This window comes from Bosea sp. Tri-49, from assembly GCF_003952665.1.
Taxonomy (GTDB): Bacteria; Pseudomonadota; Alphaproteobacteria; order Rhizobiales; family Beijerinckiaceae; genus Allobosea.
The window spans coordinates 398,392-416,330 of record NZ_CP017946.1; the positions used below are offsets into that span (position 1 = coordinate 398,392).

General features: G+C 66.1%; 15 protein-coding genes. 7 read left to right on the forward strand and 8 right to left on the reverse strand.

The window, feature by feature from the left end:
* Window positions 1–68: 68 nt before the first annotated feature.
* The 7 genes from BLM15_RS02000 to BLM15_RS02030 all read right to left on the reverse strand — a co-directional run bounded on the left by BLM15_RS02000 (window position 69) and on the right by BLM15_RS02030 (window position 7,254).
* Entirely contained in the window at window positions 69–1,040 is a 972-nt protein-coding gene (locus tag BLM15_RS02000) for a Csu type fimbrial protein (RefSeq protein ID WP_164547359.1), read from the reverse strand.
* Window positions 1,031–3,448, reverse strand: coding sequence for a fimbria/pilus outer membrane usher protein (locus BLM15_RS02005; RefSeq protein WP_164547360.1), 2,418 nt, complete (start codon window positions 3,446–3,448; stop codon window positions 1,031–1,033). Before BLM15_RS02005 ends, BLM15_RS02000 begins: the two co-directional genes overlap by 10 nt.
* Before the next feature lie 16 nt (window positions 3,449–3,464).
* Window positions 3,465–4,184 (reverse strand): fimbrial biogenesis chaperone, encoded by a 720-nt coding sequence (locus BLM15_RS02010; protein WP_126109888.1) that lies wholly within the window; start codon window positions 4,182–4,184, stop codon window positions 3,465–3,467.
* Between the two features lie 109 nt (window positions 4,185–4,293).
* On the reverse strand, window positions 4,294–4,770 hold the full coding sequence (locus BLM15_RS02015) for a Csu type fimbrial protein (RefSeq protein ID WP_236846492.1): 477 nt from the start codon (window positions 4,768–4,770) through the stop codon (window positions 4,294–4,296).
* Window positions 4,771–5,086: 316 nt separating this feature from the next.
* A complete protein-coding gene (locus BLM15_RS02020) occupies window positions 5,087–5,593 on the reverse strand; it encodes a cupin domain-containing protein (RefSeq protein WP_164547361.1) in 507 nt (168 codons plus the stop codon).
* A gap of 133 nt (window positions 5,594–5,726) precedes the next feature.
* Complete coding sequence (locus BLM15_RS02025; RefSeq protein ID WP_126109892.1) at window positions 5,727–6,755, reverse strand: alpha/beta fold hydrolase; 1,029 nt, start codon at window positions 6,753–6,755, stop codon at window positions 5,727–5,729.
* Window positions 6,756–6,837: 82 nt separating this feature from the next.
* Complete coding sequence (locus tag BLM15_RS02030; protein ID WP_126109894.1) at window positions 6,838–7,254, reverse strand: organic hydroperoxide resistance protein; 417 nt, start codon at window positions 7,252–7,254, stop codon at window positions 6,838–6,840.
* 148 nt (window positions 7,255–7,402) lie between these two features.
* Here BLM15_RS02030 and BLM15_RS02035 point away from each other — a divergent pair, with 148 nt between their 5' ends.
* Window positions 7,403–7,891 carry a MarR family winged helix-turn-helix transcriptional regulator gene (locus tag BLM15_RS02035; protein ID WP_236846493.1) on the forward strand — a complete coding sequence of 163 codons (489 nt, stop codon included), beginning with the start codon at window positions 7,403–7,405 and terminating at the stop codon, window positions 7,889–7,891.
* Window positions 7,892–8,029: 138 nt separating this feature from the next.
* Here BLM15_RS02035 and BLM15_RS02040 read toward each other — a convergent pair whose 3' ends face one another.
* Window positions 8,030–9,223, reverse strand: a complete 1,194-nt coding sequence (locus BLM15_RS02040; protein WP_126109898.1) for a pyridoxal-phosphate-dependent aminotransferase family protein — start codon at window positions 9,221–9,223, stop codon at window positions 8,030–8,032.
* Between the two features lie 148 nt (window positions 9,224–9,371).
* On the opposite strand from BLM15_RS02040, the gene BLM15_RS02045 reads away from it, so the two are divergent.
* From BLM15_RS02045 to BLM15_RS02070, 6 genes are all read left to right on the forward strand, one after another.
* On the forward strand, window positions 9,372–10,073 hold the full coding sequence (locus tag BLM15_RS02045) for a GntR family transcriptional regulator (RefSeq protein WP_126109900.1): 702 nt from the start codon (window positions 9,372–9,374) through the stop codon (window positions 10,071–10,073).
* Window positions 10,074–10,252: 179 nt separating this feature from the next.
* On the forward strand, window positions 10,253–11,236 hold the full coding sequence (locus BLM15_RS02050) for a Bug family tripartite tricarboxylate transporter substrate binding protein (protein WP_126109902.1): 984 nt from the start codon (window positions 10,253–10,255) through the stop codon (window positions 11,234–11,236).
* A 146-nt stretch (window positions 11,237–11,382) separates the two neighbouring features.
* Window positions 11,383–11,883: a tripartite tricarboxylate transporter TctB family protein gene (locus BLM15_RS02055; RefSeq protein ID WP_126109903.1), complete on the forward strand. Its 501-nt coding sequence runs from the start codon at window positions 11,383–11,385 to the stop codon at window positions 11,881–11,883.
* Window positions 11,884–11,892: 9 nt separating this feature from the next.
* A complete protein-coding gene (locus BLM15_RS02060) occupies window positions 11,893–13,422 on the forward strand; it encodes a tripartite tricarboxylate transporter permease (protein WP_126109905.1) in 1,530 nt (509 codons plus the stop codon).
* Window positions 13,419–16,352, forward strand: coding sequence for an FAD-binding and (Fe-S)-binding domain-containing protein (locus BLM15_RS02065; RefSeq protein WP_126109906.1), 2,934 nt, complete (start codon window positions 13,419–13,421; stop codon window positions 16,350–16,352). The genes BLM15_RS02060 and BLM15_RS02065 overlap by 4 nt, the downstream gene beginning before the upstream one ends.
* Window positions 16,353–16,396: 44 nt before the next feature.
* A complete protein-coding gene (locus BLM15_RS02070; protein ID WP_126109908.1) occupies window positions 16,397–17,728 on the forward strand; it encodes a YncE family protein in 1,332 nt (443 codons plus the stop codon).
* The last annotated feature ends 211 nt before the right edge of the window (window positions 17,729–17,939 follow it).

Sequence of the window (17,939 nt, forward strand, 5' to 3'; positions counted from 1 at the left end):
GCTCTTCGCCTTGGCACGGTGCCGAGCTCGGGGACGGGCTCTTGTTCGGCGCACGCGGCCGCTTTCACCTAGTACACGACAGTGGCGACGATGGTGTCGGTGTACAGGCCGGGAGACGGTGTCGCCTGCGACGGGACGCGGCCGTGAATGGTGACGGCCTGAGCCAGGCCGGTGCCTGTCCCGGCCAGCGTGTCGACCCCCGCTGTGCTGCCAAAAGGCAGCGTTCGGCCGCCATCGCGGTAGAGCCCGTAGGTGACGAATTCAGCCCCCTTCGACATCCGCCTCTGCGCCGGGTTGGTTGCGCCAGTAAGACCGCCGTCCAGCCCGACCTGGTAGGCCGTTCCATTGGTGCAGGTCGGCGTCAGGTTGCTCGCGACGTCCCGATTGCTGCCGAGAATGCCGGCCGAGCCGAAGTCGAGCAGGTTCGTCGTCACCCGGCAGGTCGGCGGGACGTTGGCGGTCACGGTGAACGTCGTGGTCTGCGAGCTGGTCAGGAGATTGCAGCCGAGCAGGAATGACAAAAGCCCGTAACGGATGCGAGCCTCAAGGCCGGTGAAGGTGCTCGCATAGGCCAGCGGGGCCGCGGTCGGCTGGCCGCCATAGACGCGGCCGGTGATGATTTCCGCACGGCTGCCGGTTCCCCCGGCCGTGAGCACCATGTTGAAGCCTACCGGATTGGCCGCGCCGCCGGCCCAGGTGCTCGAGCCCCACGGCACCATGCCGGTCGCGTAAAGGCCATAACGCAGCTGCTGGGCGCCATTGACCATGAAGCGGCTCGTCGCATCGGTCGCACCACCAGAGCCCGGGCCGAGGTCGATGCAGACCCCGACGAGCTGCAGCGGCAGCCCGGAACAGTTGACGGTCGCGGTTGCCGTGGCATCGACCTGGGCATTGGCGGTGACGTCGATCGGGTTGAATATCATCGGCGTGACGCTGAGCGTGCAGGATTGGGCCGCGACATGCCCGGTTGCGGCGAGCAAGCCGGCCAGCATGAGCATGGCGCAGGCCATCATGCGACAGAGCAGGAACCTTACCGGCATGGGATCGGCCCGATCGTGATCTGAGTTCCCTCCTGGGGCGCGAAGGGGAAGCGCGCGCTGCATTCGCCACCAGGCAGGCGGATGCGGATTTCGTTGTCGGCGCCGAGATGCTCGACGAAAGCGCGGCCGTCATATCCGACGATGAAATCCGGGGCCGGGCTGGTGACGCCGCGCAGGCCCGGCTGGAGTGCGCCGGGCACGCCAGCCGGCAGCGGCTTGCCGTCGCGCCCGTGGAGAATGACGATCGCGGCGGTGACCGCCGAGCGGACCGCGAAATCGACAACGATGCCAGCGCGGTCCGGTGGAGCCGCGACCTCCTGGGTCGTCTCCGCCAGCTCTGTGACCGGCAGTCCGCGTGGGTCGATCGAGATGCGGTTGGACTGGTAGGAGCGCAGATTGGGGATCAGGGCCGTTCCGTTGGCGCCCGTGCGCGCCACGACGCGGTTCTCATGGAGCACATCGACATCGGGGGCGCCGACCCTGGCGATGGCGAAGGCATCGTCGATGCGGTTGGCGAGGAAGAGGCCGCCGCCAGCCGCGACCAGCGCGCCGTCGAGCTGTGCCGTCCCGGAGACGCGCCCCGCACCCTGCTCGACGCCGCCTTCGACCTGACCGTAGTTGCCACGATAAGCGACGGATGCCGAACGGCGGCGCTGGTAACTGGCGCCTTCGACGTCACGCAGGCGCCAACCAACGCTGCCCGGCTCCTGCCCGATCGGCTTGGCGATGTCGGCGGCGAGCGCCCAGGCGCCGCCGGACCGGGTGAAGCCGGATGAAGCGGTGATGTTGCCGCCGAACGGGAAGGACAGGCCAGCGAAGATGCCCGCGGTTCCGCGCGTCGCCAGGTCCGCGAAGACGGTGGCGTAGAACGAGCCGCCCAGCGGCAGCGGGCGCGAGTAGCTCGCATTGACGATCCGGCTCGAGCGGCCGCTGGCCTCCTTGAGATGGGCGAAGCCGAGATTGAGTCCGCCGCCGAGCCACGGCGCGGGGAGGCCGATGGAGATGCGCTCGACTGCGCGCGGCGGCAGCTGCAGCCAGGACCAGGCGTGCGGATCGGTGGCGGAGGCGGCAATGCGGCTCGGCAGGTCGAAGGCGAGCGTGCCGAGCGCCGTCGGCGAAGCAGTCGCCGAGGCGAGGTCGTGATAGTTGCCGAAGCTGCGCTGGCTCGAGGCGAAGACGGAAATGCCGCCGAGGCGAGTCTCGAAGGCCAGGTAGGCCAGGCCGCCGGTCGCGCCGTTCCGCCAGCTGCCGGCACCCGCAGCGCTGACGATGCCGAGCGATCCGAGACCGAGCACGGCGCCGGCCCCGGCGTTGCCGAAGCTGCGGGCGCCCTCGCCATGGGCCATCAGCGTGACGCGGTCGCTCAGCCCGTAGCGTACGCTGCCCGAGCCTGCGGGCTGCTCGGCATAGAGGCTCGAACGCAATCCGTATTGCAGGCGCGGCATGCCGATCTCGGCGGAAAAATCGCTCAGGCCCGGCCGCAGCAGCTTGCTCGAGACCGCGAACGGTAAGGTCGTCTCGGTCTGCTGGCCGGCGGCATCGCGCACGACGACGCTGGCGTTGCCGTTGCCGGAGAGGATGGGGACATTGTTGATCCGGAACGGCCCCGAGCCGACATCCTGTGAAACGGTGCGGATGCCGTTGACGAAGACATCGACCGTGGAAGGCACGGCAGCACTGCCGTCGATGCTCGGCAGGGGCAGGGTGACGAGATCGGGCCGCAGCCCGAAATTGCGCTGGATCTGCAAGCCTCCGAGGCGGATCGGCCGCGTCCAGGGCAGGCCGCCGGAAATGGTGTCGCCGGCCCGATAGCTCAGCAGCGTGGCCGGATCGGAATAGCTCCAGCTGGTGTCGAGCCGCAGGATGTCGGCCTTGTCCGTGGCGAGCGAGCGGTTGGCGACGATCCCGGTCTGCGACAACACGCCAAAGTCGCTGAAGATGCGCCCGTCCAGATTGGCCGAGAGGCTGGGATAGCGCCAGAAATCGTAAAACCGCGCCCCGCTGGAGCTGCCGAAGAGGGTGTAGTTGAGCACCGCGCCGGTTGCCGCCCGGCCTGCGCCGGGCGCAGTGTCCGGTTGCGGCGTGGCATCGTAGATCTTCGCCATCCGGAGCCCCACGGGCGCCTTCAAATCGATCCGCTGTGCGGCTTCGTCGTAGCGATGGCTCAGACCGGGGATGGCTGAGAGCGGCACGTCATCATCGGGCCGGAAATGCTGCGGGACCTTGATGCCGAGCTCCTCGAGCTCCTTGCGACGGGCCGACAGGGCACCCGTCTCACTCTGATGGAAAGCGCCGATGAGGCCGACGGAATAGCCGCCAATGGAGACATCGAGCTGAAGCTCCCGTGCCCGGCCTTCTGCCGCCGCCTCGCTGTGAAACGCCAGGAGCAAGCCGGCATTGACGAGCATGACAACCAGCCAGCCGCTAAGGCGCCGTTTGAACAAGCGCGGTCGCATTGAAGGGACCGATTTCGCTGGTGCCGCTGATCGAGACCTTGCTGCCCGGGCGTGGCAGGGCCCCCGAGGCCGGCACTGACCAGTTCATCGTGCCCTGTCCGAGCGAATAGCCGACCAACCCCTTGTTGGCGCCGACGAGGTTGCCTGACGTATCGCGGATGCTGACGGCAGAGAGCCGCAAATGGATATCGCCGCGGTTCCTGGCGCTGAGCACAAGGCGCTGGCCTTGTTTGCTGATGCTCCAGGTCACGTCCGGCGGAGAGGTGCCGCGGCTAGCGAAGAAGACCGGGACGACATGGCGCAACACGAGCGAGACCGTGCCGGTGCGTTGCTGCGGTTTCGGCAACTCGTCGATGACGAGGCGATAGGCCTCCTCGCCGGTTACGGCCTGCTTTGCGGTCCGGACGACGCGCACCGTATAATCCTGGCGCGCGCGCAGATCGACGAGCGGTGGGCTGGCGACGATGTCATTGGTCGGTTCGAGCCGCTCCACGCCGTCGGCCTGAACCCAGCGATAGACCCGGATCTGCGCCGTGATGGGCTGGGTGTCCGTGTTGCGCAAAGTGATCGTCGTGGCGGCGCCCGGAGCGGGCACGCTCAGCAGGACAGGAGCGACCTGCAGGGAGGCGGCAGAAGCCATCGGTGCTGGCAGGCAGCAGGCGATGGCCAAGGCGAAGCCATATCTCATCGCGTCCTCCGTTGATGGCGACGGGCGCAGTTCGCCGTTGGCCACGGGGTCGTGGCCTGCCCGAGTTGAATGCGTGAAGAGCTCCTGGCGCCGGCAATGCTGGCAGCGGTCAGTAGGTGACGGTCACGGTGATCGTATCGGTGTAGAGAGCCGGGCTCGGTGTCGCTTGTGCCGGCACCCGGCCATAGACGGTATAGGCTTGCGTCGAGCCGGATCCGGTTCCGACCGAGGTATCGGTGCCGATCGTTTCGCCCCAGTTCAGCGTCCGGGCGGGGTCGCGGAACAGGGAGTAGTTCACCGTGCCACCGGCACCGCTCATCTGCCGTGTCGTCACGGCGCCGCCAGTAAGGCCGGCATTGAGGCTGATATTGTAGGGCGTGGTTGCCGTGCACTGCACAGTTATCGTGCTGGTGCTATCGATGTTCGTGGCGAGGACGCCGACGTTTCCGAAGTTCATGTCGGTGGCACTGGCGATCGTGCAGGCGGCCTGGATGTTGATCTGAACCTGGAAGGTGCCCGTCGCGGTCGCGGCATTCGCGTCGCCCGCCAGCATGCCGATGAACAGCAAGATCCACGTGGAGCGCATGCTTCCCTCCATTTTCGTCAGCGGCGGTCAGTCGTGGCCGTCTCTCTCATTGCGCGTGCTCAAGGTCCAAGAATGGGCAAACGCGGTTAACGAATGGTTATCATGAGGCAATTCGTTTTATGAGAACCTACGCATACAGCTCATGCTTATGTTTTCATTTGATTTGGGGTTTTCGGTTGTTTATTCTTGGATTGAATTTGCCTATCTGACGTTAGGTAATATAGGGCTGAGGCGCGAGCACGCGTAAGCGAGCTGGCGGTGCGCGCCGGCTCGGTGCAAGTGTCGATGTACAGGAAGCGGACGCGTCCCGACCGCGTCAGGCGGCGAGGCCGCCCTGCGATGGCTTGTCGCCGCGCAGCATGTTGCGCAGCTGGTAGGCCAGGGCCACCGGCGCCGGGAAGCGCTTGCGGCAGAAGGCGATCTTGCGGACGTAATTGTCGATCCGCCAGGTCGCCCAGGTCTTTCCGGCGAAATAGGCGATGTCGCCCTTGCGCAAGGTCCGCTGCGAGCCGTCCTGCGCGGTGACGTGGACCTCGCCTTCGAGAATAATGACGGTCTCGTCCCAGTCGAAGAACCAGCGGAACTCGCCGGCGGTGCAGTCCCAGAGAGCGGTCGAGGCCGCCTCGTCCTTGCTGCGTGAATGCAGGGCAACGCGCGCAACCGGATCGCCGGCGATGATCCAGGATGGCTCGATCGGGGCGGGCGTCATCGGCAAGTCGTCTGGCGCCCCCGACACGAGCGGCGCCTGCTCGACCGGTGCGACGAGCGGAAGCTGCCGCAGCATCATCGCGGCCGCGCCGGCGAGCATCATCTTCAAGGCCATCAATCCCTCCCTAAAATCGCGTGGATCATAGGGGAGGAGGGGTAAAGCCGGCCCTTCGGAAATCCCTCACATTTGTCGGCATCTGGAAACGGCTCGGGTAACCATCCCGAGCCGATGTCCACGAAGTCCGCTTTCAGGCGCGGTCGACCGTGATGATGGCGTCCGCAAAGGCGGCCGGCGCCTCCTGCGGCAGGTTGTGGCCGATGCCGCCATCGATGGTCCGGTGCCGGTACCAGCCGGAGAACTTCCTGGCATAGGCTGAGGGATCGGGGTGCGGCGCGCCGTTGGCATCACCTTCCAGGGTGAATGTCGGCACGGTGATGACCGGGAACGCCGCGAGCTTGCTCTCCAGCGCATCGAACTGCGGCTCGCCCTGCGCCAGGCCGAGGCGCCAGCGGTAATTGTGGATCGAGATCGCGACATGGTCGGGATTGTCGAAGGCTGTCGCCGAGCGCGCGAAGACCGCGTCGTCGAATTTCCACTTGGGGGAGGCGGTCTCCCAGATCAGGCGGGCGAAATCCCGGGTGTTCTTCGCGTAGCCGGCCGCGCCCCGTTCGGTGGCGAAATAGTACTGGTACCACCACTGCTGTTCGGCCTTGGGCGGCAGCGGGGCCTCGTTCAGCTTCTGGCTGCCGATCAGGTAGCCGCTGACCGAGACCAGGCCCTTGACGCGCTCGGGCCAATGCGCGGCGACGATGCAGGCCGTGCGCGCGCCCCAGTCGCAGCCGCCGAGCAGCACCTTGTCGAGCTTGAGCGCATCCATCAGCGCGATCACGTCGACGGCGAGCGCGCCCTGCTGGCCGTTGCGCGGCGTTTCCTGCGAGAGGAAGCGGGTTTCGCCATAGCCGCGCAGGGACGGCACGATCACCCGATAGCCCTTGGCCGCCAGGAGCGGGGCGACATCGACATAGGTGTGAATGTCATAGGGCCAGCCATGCAGCAGGATGACGACCGGGCCGTCGGCTGGGCCCTGCTCGGCATAGGAGACGCGGAGCACCCCGGCATCGACCTGCTTGAGCGGGCCGAAGGAGGACAGCGCTGTCGGTGCCGCTAAAGCCGCCCGGTTCAGGCCGAGCCCGGCCGCGGCAATCACCGTGGCCACGGAGCCGACGAAGAGGCGGCGGCTGGAGTCGATGGTTTCGTGGGCCTTGGTCTTGTCCATGGTGGGATGCCTTCTGCGCGGGAGACGTGACGGAGAATGGGAGGCGCCGGCGGAAATCTCCGCGCGGCGCCGTCCGGTAGGGTCAGACGAGGTTGATCTCGACCTCGATGTTGCCGCGGGTCGCCTTGGAGTAGGGGCAGGTCTGATGCGCTGCATCGACCAGGGCGCGAGCCGTGTCGCGATTCAGCCCCGGCAGGGCGACATTCAAGCGGGCCTGCAGGAAATAGCCGCGCTCGCCATGGCGCAGGTCGACCTCGGCATCGACAGCGGTCTCGGCGGGAACCGCGACCTTGCGCTCGCGCGCCGCCAAACCGATCGCGCCGATGAAGCAGGCCGACCAGCCGGCCGCAAAGAGCTGCTCGGGATTGGTGCCGGCGCCAGGTGCGCCGGGCGAGGTCAGGTTGACCTCGAGGCGGCCGTCCGAGCTACGGGCGGCGCCGTCGCGGCCGCCGGTGGTGTGGGTGCGGCCGGTGTAGAGAACCTTGTCGGTGGAGGACATGTCGAGCATCCTTATGTTTTTAGATCGCGTTCGATCTAATCGGATGCGATCTTATATGTAAGCCACTTACTCGATGTCAAGCCTTCCGATTTAATCGGATGCGATATATATTGGGGCGACGATGACGCGCTCACGACGAGGCCTGGCCATGCCCGCTCCGACCCCGAACGATCCGAACGTGCCCAAGCTGGCGAACTTTCTCTGCTTTGCGATCTATTCGGCCAATCTGGCCTATGGCCGCGCCTATAAGCCGATCCTCGACGAGCTGGGGCTGACCTACACCCAGTACATCGCGATCATCGCGCTGTCGGAGGAGGACAATCAGAGTGTCGGCGGCCTCGGCGAGAAGCTGTTCCTGGAATCGAACACGCTGACCCCGATCCTGAAGAAGCTGGAAGCGCTCGGCTATATCCGCCGCCAGCGCGACCCGGCCGATGAGCGTCAGGTGCGCGTCAGCCTGACTCCGGAAGGCCGGAAGCTGCGCGAGAAGGCACTGCCGATGAATCTGGTCGCGGCAGCCGGGCTCGGCGAGGATTTCCCGGTGGTGCAGAAGGCGGTGGTCAGGTTGCGGAGCAACCTGCTCAAAGCAGCGCGCGGGCAGGGGGCGAAAGCAGTTGAAGTGGTCGAGGCCGAGTAGGTCTCAGCCTTGTACGGCCGTCATGGTCGGGCTTGTCCCGACCATCCACGTCTTCCTCTGACGAACGCGGTGTTCAGGACGTGGATGCTCGCCACAAGGGCGAGCATGACGTTGAGAGTTTGGGCCTGCTTTTACCCCTTACGCCACCGCCGCGACCTTCGCTTCATTGCTCGGCTCGGCGCCTTCGAGATCGGCCATCGCCGCCGCGACGCCGCCGCTGCGATGGGGCACGCCCGCTGCGGCAAGGCCCATTTCGACGCCGGAGAGGGCGCCGAGCAAAGCAAGCTCGTTGCACTCGCCGAGATGGCCGATGCGGAAGACCTTGCCGGCGACCTTGCCGAGGCCGGAGCCGAGCGAGATGTTGTATTTCTCCAGCGCGATCTTGCGGAAGCGGTCGGCGTCATGGCTCGGCGGCATCAGCACGCCGGTCAGCACCGGCGACTGCTCGGCCGGGTTCTCGCAGAGCACTTCCAGACCCCAGGCCTTGACCGCGGCGCGGCAGGCGCTCCCGAGGCGCTGATGGCGGGCGAAGACCTCGCCCAGCCCTTCCTCCTGCAGCATGGCGAGTGCCTCCTTCAGCCCGTAGAGGAGGTTGGTCGCCGGGGTGTAGGGGAAGAAGCCGCCGGCATTGATCCTGATCATCTCCTCCCAGTCCCAGAACGAGCGCGGCAGGGTGTTGGTCTTCGAAGCTGCGAGCGCCTTCTCCGAGACGGCGTTGAAGCCAAGGCCGGGCGGCAGCATCAGCCCCTTTTGCGAGCCCGAAACCGTGACGTCGACCTGCCATTCGTCATGGTGATAGTCGACCGAGGCGAGCGAGGAGATGGTGTCGACCATGAACAGGGCCGGGTGGCCGGCGGCGTCGATCGCCTTGCGAATCTCGGCGACGCGGCTGGTCGCGCCGGTCGAGGTCTCGTTGTGGACGACCATCACCGCCTTGACCCTGCGGGCCTTGTCCTCGGAGAGGCGTGACTCGATCGCGGCCGGATCGGCGCCGCGGCGCCAGTCGCCCGGGATGAACTCGACCTCGATGCCGAAGCGTGTGGCGATGTTCTTCCACAGCGTCGCGAAATGGCCGGTCTCGGCCATCAGCACGGTATCGCCCGGCGAGAGCGTGTTGACGATCGCCGCTTCCCAGGCGCCGGTGCCGGAGGAGGGGTAGATCACCACCGGCTGCTTGGTCTTGAAGACGGCCTTGCTGCCCTCAAGCACTGCCTTGCCAAGCGCGGCGAACTCGGCGCTGCGATGGTCGATGATCGGCATCGCGATGGCGCGCAGGATCCGATCCGGAATCGGGCTCGGGCCGGGAATGTGCAGGAAGTGACGCCCTTGCATGATGTTCTTTTCCTCCCAGGGGGCCGGGCGCTACTGCGCCGCTGGTTGATATTTTGCATTCATTTTTTGAAAGATCAATCGCCTTCTGGTATACTGATTACGTGCAATCGGGCTCGACAGCGGGCTCAAGCCGACTTAGCGATGATGCATGAACGAGCCATTTCTCGATACCATTGATGAGCAGGGCCCGGTGCCAGCCGAGGCTGCGAAGCCGGTTGCGTCCCTGCATGAAGGGCTGCTGGTCGCACTGCGCGACTTCATCGTCGAGGGCAACCTTGCCGATGGCGCACGCGTCCCGGAGCGGGCGCTGTGCGAGCGTTTCAACATCTCGCGCACGCCATTGCGTGAAGCGCTCAAGGTACTGGCGGCGGAAGGGCTGATCGAGCTCCTACCCAACCGCGGGGCACGGGTGCGCCAGCTCAGCCCCGAGGATATCCGCGAGCTCTTCGATGTGATGGGCGGGCTCGAGGCGTTGGCCGGGCGGCTGGCCTGCGAGCGGATTTCGGAGGCTGAATTCACCGAAATCGAGCAGGTGCACCACGAAATGTACCGTTTTTACCTGCGCCGTGACATGCATGGCTACTTCCATTGCAACCAGGCGATCCACCAGTTGATCGTTGCCGCTGCGGGCAATGCGACGTTGGCTGCGACCTATGCCGGCTTGGCCGGGCGGATCCGGCGGGTGCGCTATTCTGCCAATCTCGCCAAGGATCGCGACCGCTGGGGCGAGGCCATGCGCGAGCATGAGGCGATCCTCGATGCGCTGCGCCGGCGTGCCGGCTCGGAATTGTCTGACATTCTATTCGTGCATCTGCGCAACAAGCAGAAGGCGGCGCAGGCTTCAGCTTGATTGCTACCGGGCCCGCGTTGCCGGCAGTGGATGACGAGGCAGCCCAGTTCTCGCCGACGACCGCACTGCAAAAATCGTGGTCATTTTTTTATTTCTGAAATTTTGGATTGAATGCAAAATTTTTTGATCTAAGATTCCTCCACGGCGCCGTCAGAGCGCAATCATCGGGAGGAGCGATCATGAAGCAGCACTGGTTGGCCGCGACCGCAATTATGGCTGCCGGCATCGGACCCGCAGCCGCCTGGGAGCCGAACAAGCCGATCGAGATCGTGGTGCCGTTCTCGGCGGGCGGCGCGTCCGACCAGATGGCGCGGACAATCCAGGGCATCATCCAGAAGCAGCAGTTCACCAAGCAGCCGATCATCGTCGTCAACAAGCCGGCTGCCGGCGGCGCCGAGGGCATGCTCGACATCCAGAAATCGGCTGGCGACCCGCACAAGCTGATCACCACCTCGAGCGGCATCTTCATGACGCCGATGGCGACCAAGCTGGCGCTGAACTGGACCGACTACACTCCGGTCGCGATGCTGGCGCAGGATTCCTTCCTGCTCTGGGTCAACGCCAAGGCGCCCTACAAGAACGCGGGCGACCTGATGACGGCGGCCAAGAGCGCCAATCCGGCGATGAAGATCGGCGGCACCTCGTCCAAGCGCGAGGACAACCTGCTCGTCTTCGCCATGGAGAAGCAGGGCGGTACCAAGTTCGCCTATATCCCCTACACCTCCGGCGGCCAGGCCTCGACCCAGCTCTCGGGCGGGCATGTCGAGGCCACCACCAACAATCCGGCCGAGGATCTCGCCAACTGGCGTGGCGGCGCCACGCGCCCGCTCTGCGTCTTCGCCGAGCAGAAGATGGCCTATACCGAGAAGGTCGCGGACGGGCAGTCCTGGGCCGACATTCCGACCTGCGCCTCGCAGGGGCTGAATGTCAGCTACCAGATGCTGCGCGGCATGTTCATGCCCGGCAAGGTCAGCAAGGAGCAGCAGGCCTTCTATGTCGACCTGTTCAAGAAGGTCTCCGAGACGCCGGAATGGAAAGAGTACCTCGCCCGCAACGCGTTGGCGGCGGATTACCGCGACGGCGAAGCCTTCGTCTCCTTCCTGAAGGCGGACGAGGCGAAGCACGAGAAGCTGATGACCGAAGCCGGCTTCATGGCGAAGTGAACCTGAGTCTTTGCCGACACCAGCCCGGGTCATCCCGGGCGTAGCGAAGCGAAGACCCGGGATCCATGCCGGAACGGTTCAGGCATGGATCCCGGATCAGCGCCGCTGACGCGGCTTGTCCGGGATGACATGGGAGGGGACGGATAATGTCGAGCCCTAGCGAAACCGAAACACCCGAGCCCGGCATCTCGCGCCGGCCCGTCGAAATCGCCACGGCGCTGCTGCTGATCGGCCTCGCCGGCATCGTGCTCTACGACTCGCATGGGCGTGGCGCCGGCTGGGACGGCGGCCCGCAGAACGGCTTCTTCCCGGCTCGCGTCGGCTGGATCTTCCTCGCCGCCTCGCTCTTCATCCTCTGGCAGTCCTTCCGCCGACCGGACGGGGTCTTCGTCACCTATGAGCAATTGCGCCAGGTCGTCAGGGTGCTGGGGCCGCTCGTCCTGTTCGTGGCGCTGATCCAGCCGCTCGGGATCTATGTCGCCTCGGCGGTCTTCATCATCGCCTTCATGGCGGTGGTCGGCACTTCGCGCTGGTGGTCGATCGGGCTGACTGCGCTGCTCGTACCGGTCGTCTGCTTCTGGGTCTTCGAACTGCAGTTCCGCGTGCCCCTGCCGAAGGGCCCGCTGGAAGCTGCGCTCGGCTATTGAGGGTAAACGATGGACGACCTCTCCTCGCTCATCGCCGGCTTCCAGGTCGCGCTGTCCTGGCACAATATCGGCTTCATGGCCGTCGGGGTCATCCTCGGCATCATCGTCGGGGTGCTGCCCGGCCTCGGCGGCCCCAATGGCGTCGCGATCCTCTTGCCGCTGACCTTCGGCATGGATCCGACCTCGGCGATCATCCTTCTATCGTCGATCTATTGGGGGGCGCTGTTCGGCGGGGCGATCACCTCGATCCTGTTCAACATCCCGGGCGAGGCCTGGTCGGTCGCGACCACCTTCGACGGTTATCCGATGGCGGTGCAGGGCAAGGCGGCGGAAGCGCTGACGGCTGCCTTCACCGCCTCCTTCATCGGCGCGCTCTCCGGCGTGGTACTGATCACCTTCGTCGCGCCGCTCGTTGCCCAGTTCGCGCTCAAATTCGGCCCGGCCGAGTTCTTCGCGGTCTTCCTGCTGACCTTCTGCTCGTTCATCGGCATGGGCCGGGAAAACCGCGCCAAGATCATCGCCTCGCTCTGCATCGGCTTCCTGCTCGCGGCCGTGGGCCTCGATTCGATCTCGGGCGACCTGCGCATGACCTTTGGCTCGACCGAGCTGATGCGCGGCTTCGACTTCCTGATCGTGGTGATCGGCCTGTTCGGTGTTAGCGAGATCCTGCTGACGGTCGAGGAAGGGCTGGTGTTCAAGGGCAAGCAGGCGAAGATCGACCTCAAGGTCGTGCTGCGGACCTGGGCTGGCCTGCCGCGCTATTGGGCGACGCTGCTGCGCTCCGCGGTCGTGGGCATGTGGATGGGCGTGACGCCGGGCGGCGCCATCGCCGCCTCCTTCATGGGCTATGGCCTCGCCAAGCGGTTCTCGAAGCAGGGCAAGAACTTCGGCAAGGGTGAGATCGAGGGCGTTCTGGCGCCGGAGACTGCCGCGCATGCGGCCGGCACCAGCGCGCTCCTGCCGATGCTGGCGCTCGGCATTCCCGGTTCCGCGACGGCGGCCGTGCTGCTCGGTGGCCTCCTGGTCTGGGGGCTGCAACCCGGGCCGATGCTGTTCGTCGAGCAGAAGGACTTCGTCTGGGGTCTGATCGCCTCGATGTATCTCGGCAATCTCGCCGGCCTGATCATCGTGCTGGCAACGGTGCCGCTCTTTGCCGCGATCATGCGGATTCCGTTCTCCTTCGTCGCACCGGTGATCCTGATCGTTTGCGCGATCGGTGCTTACACGATCTCGAACTCGATCTTCGACATCTGGCTGATGCTGATCTTCGGCGTCGTCGGCTATGTCTTCAAGAAGCTCGACTATCCGCTCGCCCCGATGATCCTGGCGCTGGTGCTGGGCGACCGGGCCGAGGACGCCTTCCGTCAGGCACTGCTCGGCTCCGGTGGCTCGCTCGGCGTCTTCTGGGCGAATGGGCTGGTCGCGACGCTCGTCGTGCTCGCTCTGCTGCTGCTATGCTGGGGGCCGGCCAGCGATGCGATTGCCGCCCTGCGCGGGCGCGGCCGACCAAATTCAGATACCGCAGAGGCCACCAGATGACGCAGGCCGCGCTGCCGCGCCCGCATAGCCGTAATCTCGGCTTCGAACGGAAATTGTCGCAGGCGCTGGAAGGGGAGGTGCGTTTCGATGCCTTCACCCGCGGGCGCTACGCCACTGACGCTTCGATCTACCAGATCGTCCCGCAGGGCGTCGCCTTCCCGAAGAGCGAGGCCGACATCGCGGCGGCGCTGACGATCGCCGCCGAGCACGGCGTGCCGGTGATCGCGCGCGGTGGCGGCACCTCGCAGAACGGCCAGCCGATCGGCGATGCGCTGATCCTCGACATGAGCCGGCATTTCAACGCGGTCCGCGACTACGATCCGGCCGCGCGCACGGTCTCGGTCGCGCCCGGCATCGTGCTGGAAGCGCTCAACACGCATGTGAAGAAGGATGGGCTGTTCTTCCCCGTCGAGCCCTCGACGGCGAGCCGCTGCACGATCGGCGGCATGGTCGGCAACAACTCCTCCGGCGCGCGCTCGCTGCGCTATGGCAAGACGGTCGACAATGTCGTTGCGCTGAAAGCGTTGTTCCATGACGGCGAGCCCTTCGCGCTCGGCGAGGGGCCGGTCGACGACAATGCCTCGCCGCGGGCGCGAGCGCTGATGGAGACGATGCTGGCGCTGGCCGACCGGCATCGCGACGAGATCGAGGCGATCTTCCCGAAGGTGCAGCGGCGCGTCGGCGGCTATAATCTCGACGAGCTGATCGTGCCACGGCCGAACCTGTCGCATCTGCTGGTGGGCTCGGAGGGCACGCTGGCGCTGACGACGCAGGCGACGCTGAAGCTCTCGCCCCTGCCGCAGCACCGCGTCATGGGCGTCTGCCATTTTCCGAATTTCCGCGCGGCGATGGAGACGACGCAGCATCTCGTCGCGCTCGGGCCGGCTGCGGTCGAGCTCGTCGACAACAACGTGCTGGTCTTAGGCGCCGACATCCCGCTCTTTGTGCGCACGCTCGCCGACATCACCAAGGGCAAGCCGAATTGCCTCTTGCTGGTCGAGTTCGCCGGCGACAATCTTTCCGCGCTGAAGGCCGATCTCAGGCGGCTCGACCAGTGCATGGCCGATCACGGCTTCTCTGACGCGGTGGTCGAGGTCATCGAGCCGGCCCGGCAGAAACCGGTCTGGGAGGTGCGCGAGGCCTGCCTCAACATCATGATGTCGATGAAGGGCGACGGGAAGCCGGTCTCCTTCATCGAGGACTGCGCCGTTCCGCTCGAGCATCTCGCCGACTATACCGACGCGGTCACGGCCCTGTTCGAGCGGCACGGCACGCGCGGCACTTGGTATGCGCACGCCTCGGTCGGCTGCCTGCATGTCCGCCCGATCCTCAACATGAAGACGGAAGCTGGCGTGAAGGCGATGCGCGGCATCGCCGAGGAGGCCTGCGAGCTGGTACGGCGCTTCAAGGGCTCGTTCTCGGGCGAGCATGGCGACGGCATCTCGCGCTCGGATTTCGTCGAGCCGATGTTCGGTGGGCCGCTCACCCGCGCCTTCGAGGCGGTCAAGGACGGGTTCGATCCGGGGAACCACCTCAACCCCGGCAAGATCGTCCGGCCCTATCATATGGACGATCGCAGCCTGATGCGTTTTCCGCCGGGCTACGCCACGCCGGTGCCGATGGAGACCGCGCTCGACTGGTCGGATTGGGGCGGCCTCGGCGGCGCGGTCGAGATGTGCAACAACAACGGCACCTGCCGGAAGATGGCCGGCGGCACGATGTGCCCGTCCTATCGCGCGACGCGCGAGGAGCAGCATCTCACCCGCGGCCGGGCCAACACGCTGCGCCTCGCCATCTCCGGCCAGCTCGGCGAGGGCGCCTTCACCTCGCCCGAGATGAAGGAAACTCTCGATCTCTGCGTCTCCTGCAAGGGCTGCAAGCGCGATTGCCCGACCGGCGTCGACATGGCTCGGATGAAGGTCGAGTTCCTGCATCACTATCATGCGAAGCACGGCCTGCCGCTGAAGGAGCGGTTGATCGCCTATCTGCCGCGCTATGCGCCGTTCGCCGCGACGCTCGCGCCGCTGATGAACCTGCGCGATCGCATCCCGCTCTTGGCCAAGCTCAGCGAACGCTGGCTCGGCTTCTCGGCGCGGCGCTCGCTGCCGGTCTGGCGCACGCCCTGGCGCGAGACGGCCGGCCGGTCAGACCTGTCCGCCGTGCGGGGCGATGGCCGCGACATCGTGCTCTTCGGCGACACCTTCAACCGCTATTTCGAGCGCGAGAATCTGGAAGCGGCCGAGCGCGTGCTCAAGGCCGGCGGCTACCGCTTGCATCGCGTCGAAGCTGCGGGGGGAGGCCGGCCGCTTTGCTGCGGGCGCACCTTCCTCTCGGCCGGGCTGGTCGAGGAGGCCCGCGCCGAGGCGCGCCGCACGCTCGATGCGCTCGCACCCTTCGTCGCCAAGGGCGCGCGGATCGTCGGACTCGAACCGTCCTGCCTGATGAGCTTTCGCGACGAGTTCGGCGCGCTCTTGCCGAAGGCCGAGGTCGAGCCCTTGGCCAAGGCGGCGCTGCTGGTCGAGGAATTGCTGGCTGGCGACATGGCGGCGGGCCGGACCAGCCTGCCGTTGCGCGACCAAGGCGGGCGCGTCGCGCATCTGCACGGGCACTGCCACCAGAAGGCCTTCGATGCGATGGGTGCGGTCGAGAAGACTTTGCGGGCGGTGCCGGGGCTCGAGGTCAAGCCGATCGAATCGAGCTGCTGCGGCATGTCCGGCGCCTTCGGCTATGGCGCCGCGACGATCGATGTCTCGCTCGCCATGGGCGAGCTCTCGCTGCTGCCGGCGGTGCGCAAGGCTGGGCCTGACGATCTCGTCGTCGCCGACGGCACCAGCTGCCGCCATCAGATCCATGACGGCGCCGGCCGCGAGGCCGTGCATGTCGTCAGGGTGCTGGATGCCGCGCTGAAGGAGCACAGCACACCGGCATAGAGAACGACAAACCCGGAGAACGGGACAACCGAGGGAGGACGATCATGCTACGGACGACGCTTCTCGGCACTTTGGCGCTCTGCGCGATCGGAGGCGCACACCAGGCCATGGCGAAAGACTATTTCCTCGCGAGCGGGCGCTGGGACAATGTCGTCCTGGTCATCGATCTCGACAAGGCGATCGACCCGGCCAATGACGGCACGGCGAAGGCGGTCGTCAATCGCTTGCGCGTCACCCCGGATATCCAGGTCGACGGCAAGACCGTGGTTTCGAGCGGCCAGCCGATCTCCATCGCGATCGCGCCGGATCATCGCCGCGCCTATGTCGTCAATCATTCCGGCCGCTCGACGCCCGAGGCGGCCGCCGCCTTCCAGCATGGCCATGCCGGCACGGTGACGGTCATCGATCTCAAGAAGGCGCTCGATCCGGCGAGCAACGGCACGCTCGGTGCGGTCGAAGGCTATATCGAGACCGGCGGCTTCGGCCCGACCGGTTTTGCCATCGCCGCCGACGGCAAGCATGCGGTCCTCGCCCATGCCGAGCAGGAGGGCGACGAGGATGGCGGGCGCCATCTCAGCATCGTCGACCTCGCGACCAACAAGGTGATCCGCAAGGTCGAGCAGGCCTTTGGCAAGCCCGGCTTCCCCTGTCCGCCCAATCCGGTGCCGCATCGCGCGCCCGATCCGAAGTTCGGCTGCTTCCCCGACACCAATGGCGTCACCATCAGCCCGCTCGGCGGCGGCACGATCTTCGGCGCCAATGGCGGCACCGACGATATCACGGTGATGAGCCTCAGCAAGGCGATCGCCGGCGAGAGCGGGGCGGAGCTCGCGCGCATCCCGGTCCAGGCCGGCGGCTTCGGCATCTCGACCAGCCCGGATGGCAAGCTCGTTGCCCATGCCTCGCGCGAGAATGCCCAGACCGACACGCCCGGCAACACCGTCACGATCGTCGATGTCGAGAAGGCGCTGAGCGATCCCGGCAAGGCCGAGGTTGCGCGCGTCCTCGTCGGCACCGATGACGAGAAGACGCCGACGCGGCCCTTCGTCGCCGCCTTCCTGCCGGACGGCAAGCGCATCCTCTCGACCCAGTTCCGCTCGAACAATATCGACATCATCGATGTCGCCAAGGCGCTCACAAAGCAGCCCGCGACGATCAAGCGCATCGAGCTCAAGACGCCTGGCGGTGAACCGTCGCGGCCGCGCGGCATCGCGATCACGCCGGATGGAAAATACGCGGCGATCACCGGAGCGCCCAAGGGAAAATCCAACTCCAGCGTCGTCTGGATCGTCGATCTGGCGAGCTATGAGGTGAAGGGCCGCGTCACCGAAATCGGCAATGAGAGCTACATGATCGGGGCTTTCCAGGCCGACTGAGAGGGCAGGGCGCAGGCCACGATCCACAGCTATCTCCGGCGCGGATTCAGGGGGTGTTAACCCTGCGCCGGTACCTCTCGATGCTCAGTCGAGTGAGTGTCGGGCCAGCGTTGATCCATGCGTAAAATCCATCGCAATCTCCAGACGAACAGCGCCTCTCCCGCTGCCCGAATTTCGGATCAACTCGCTGATTTCGCTGACATTCCGGAGC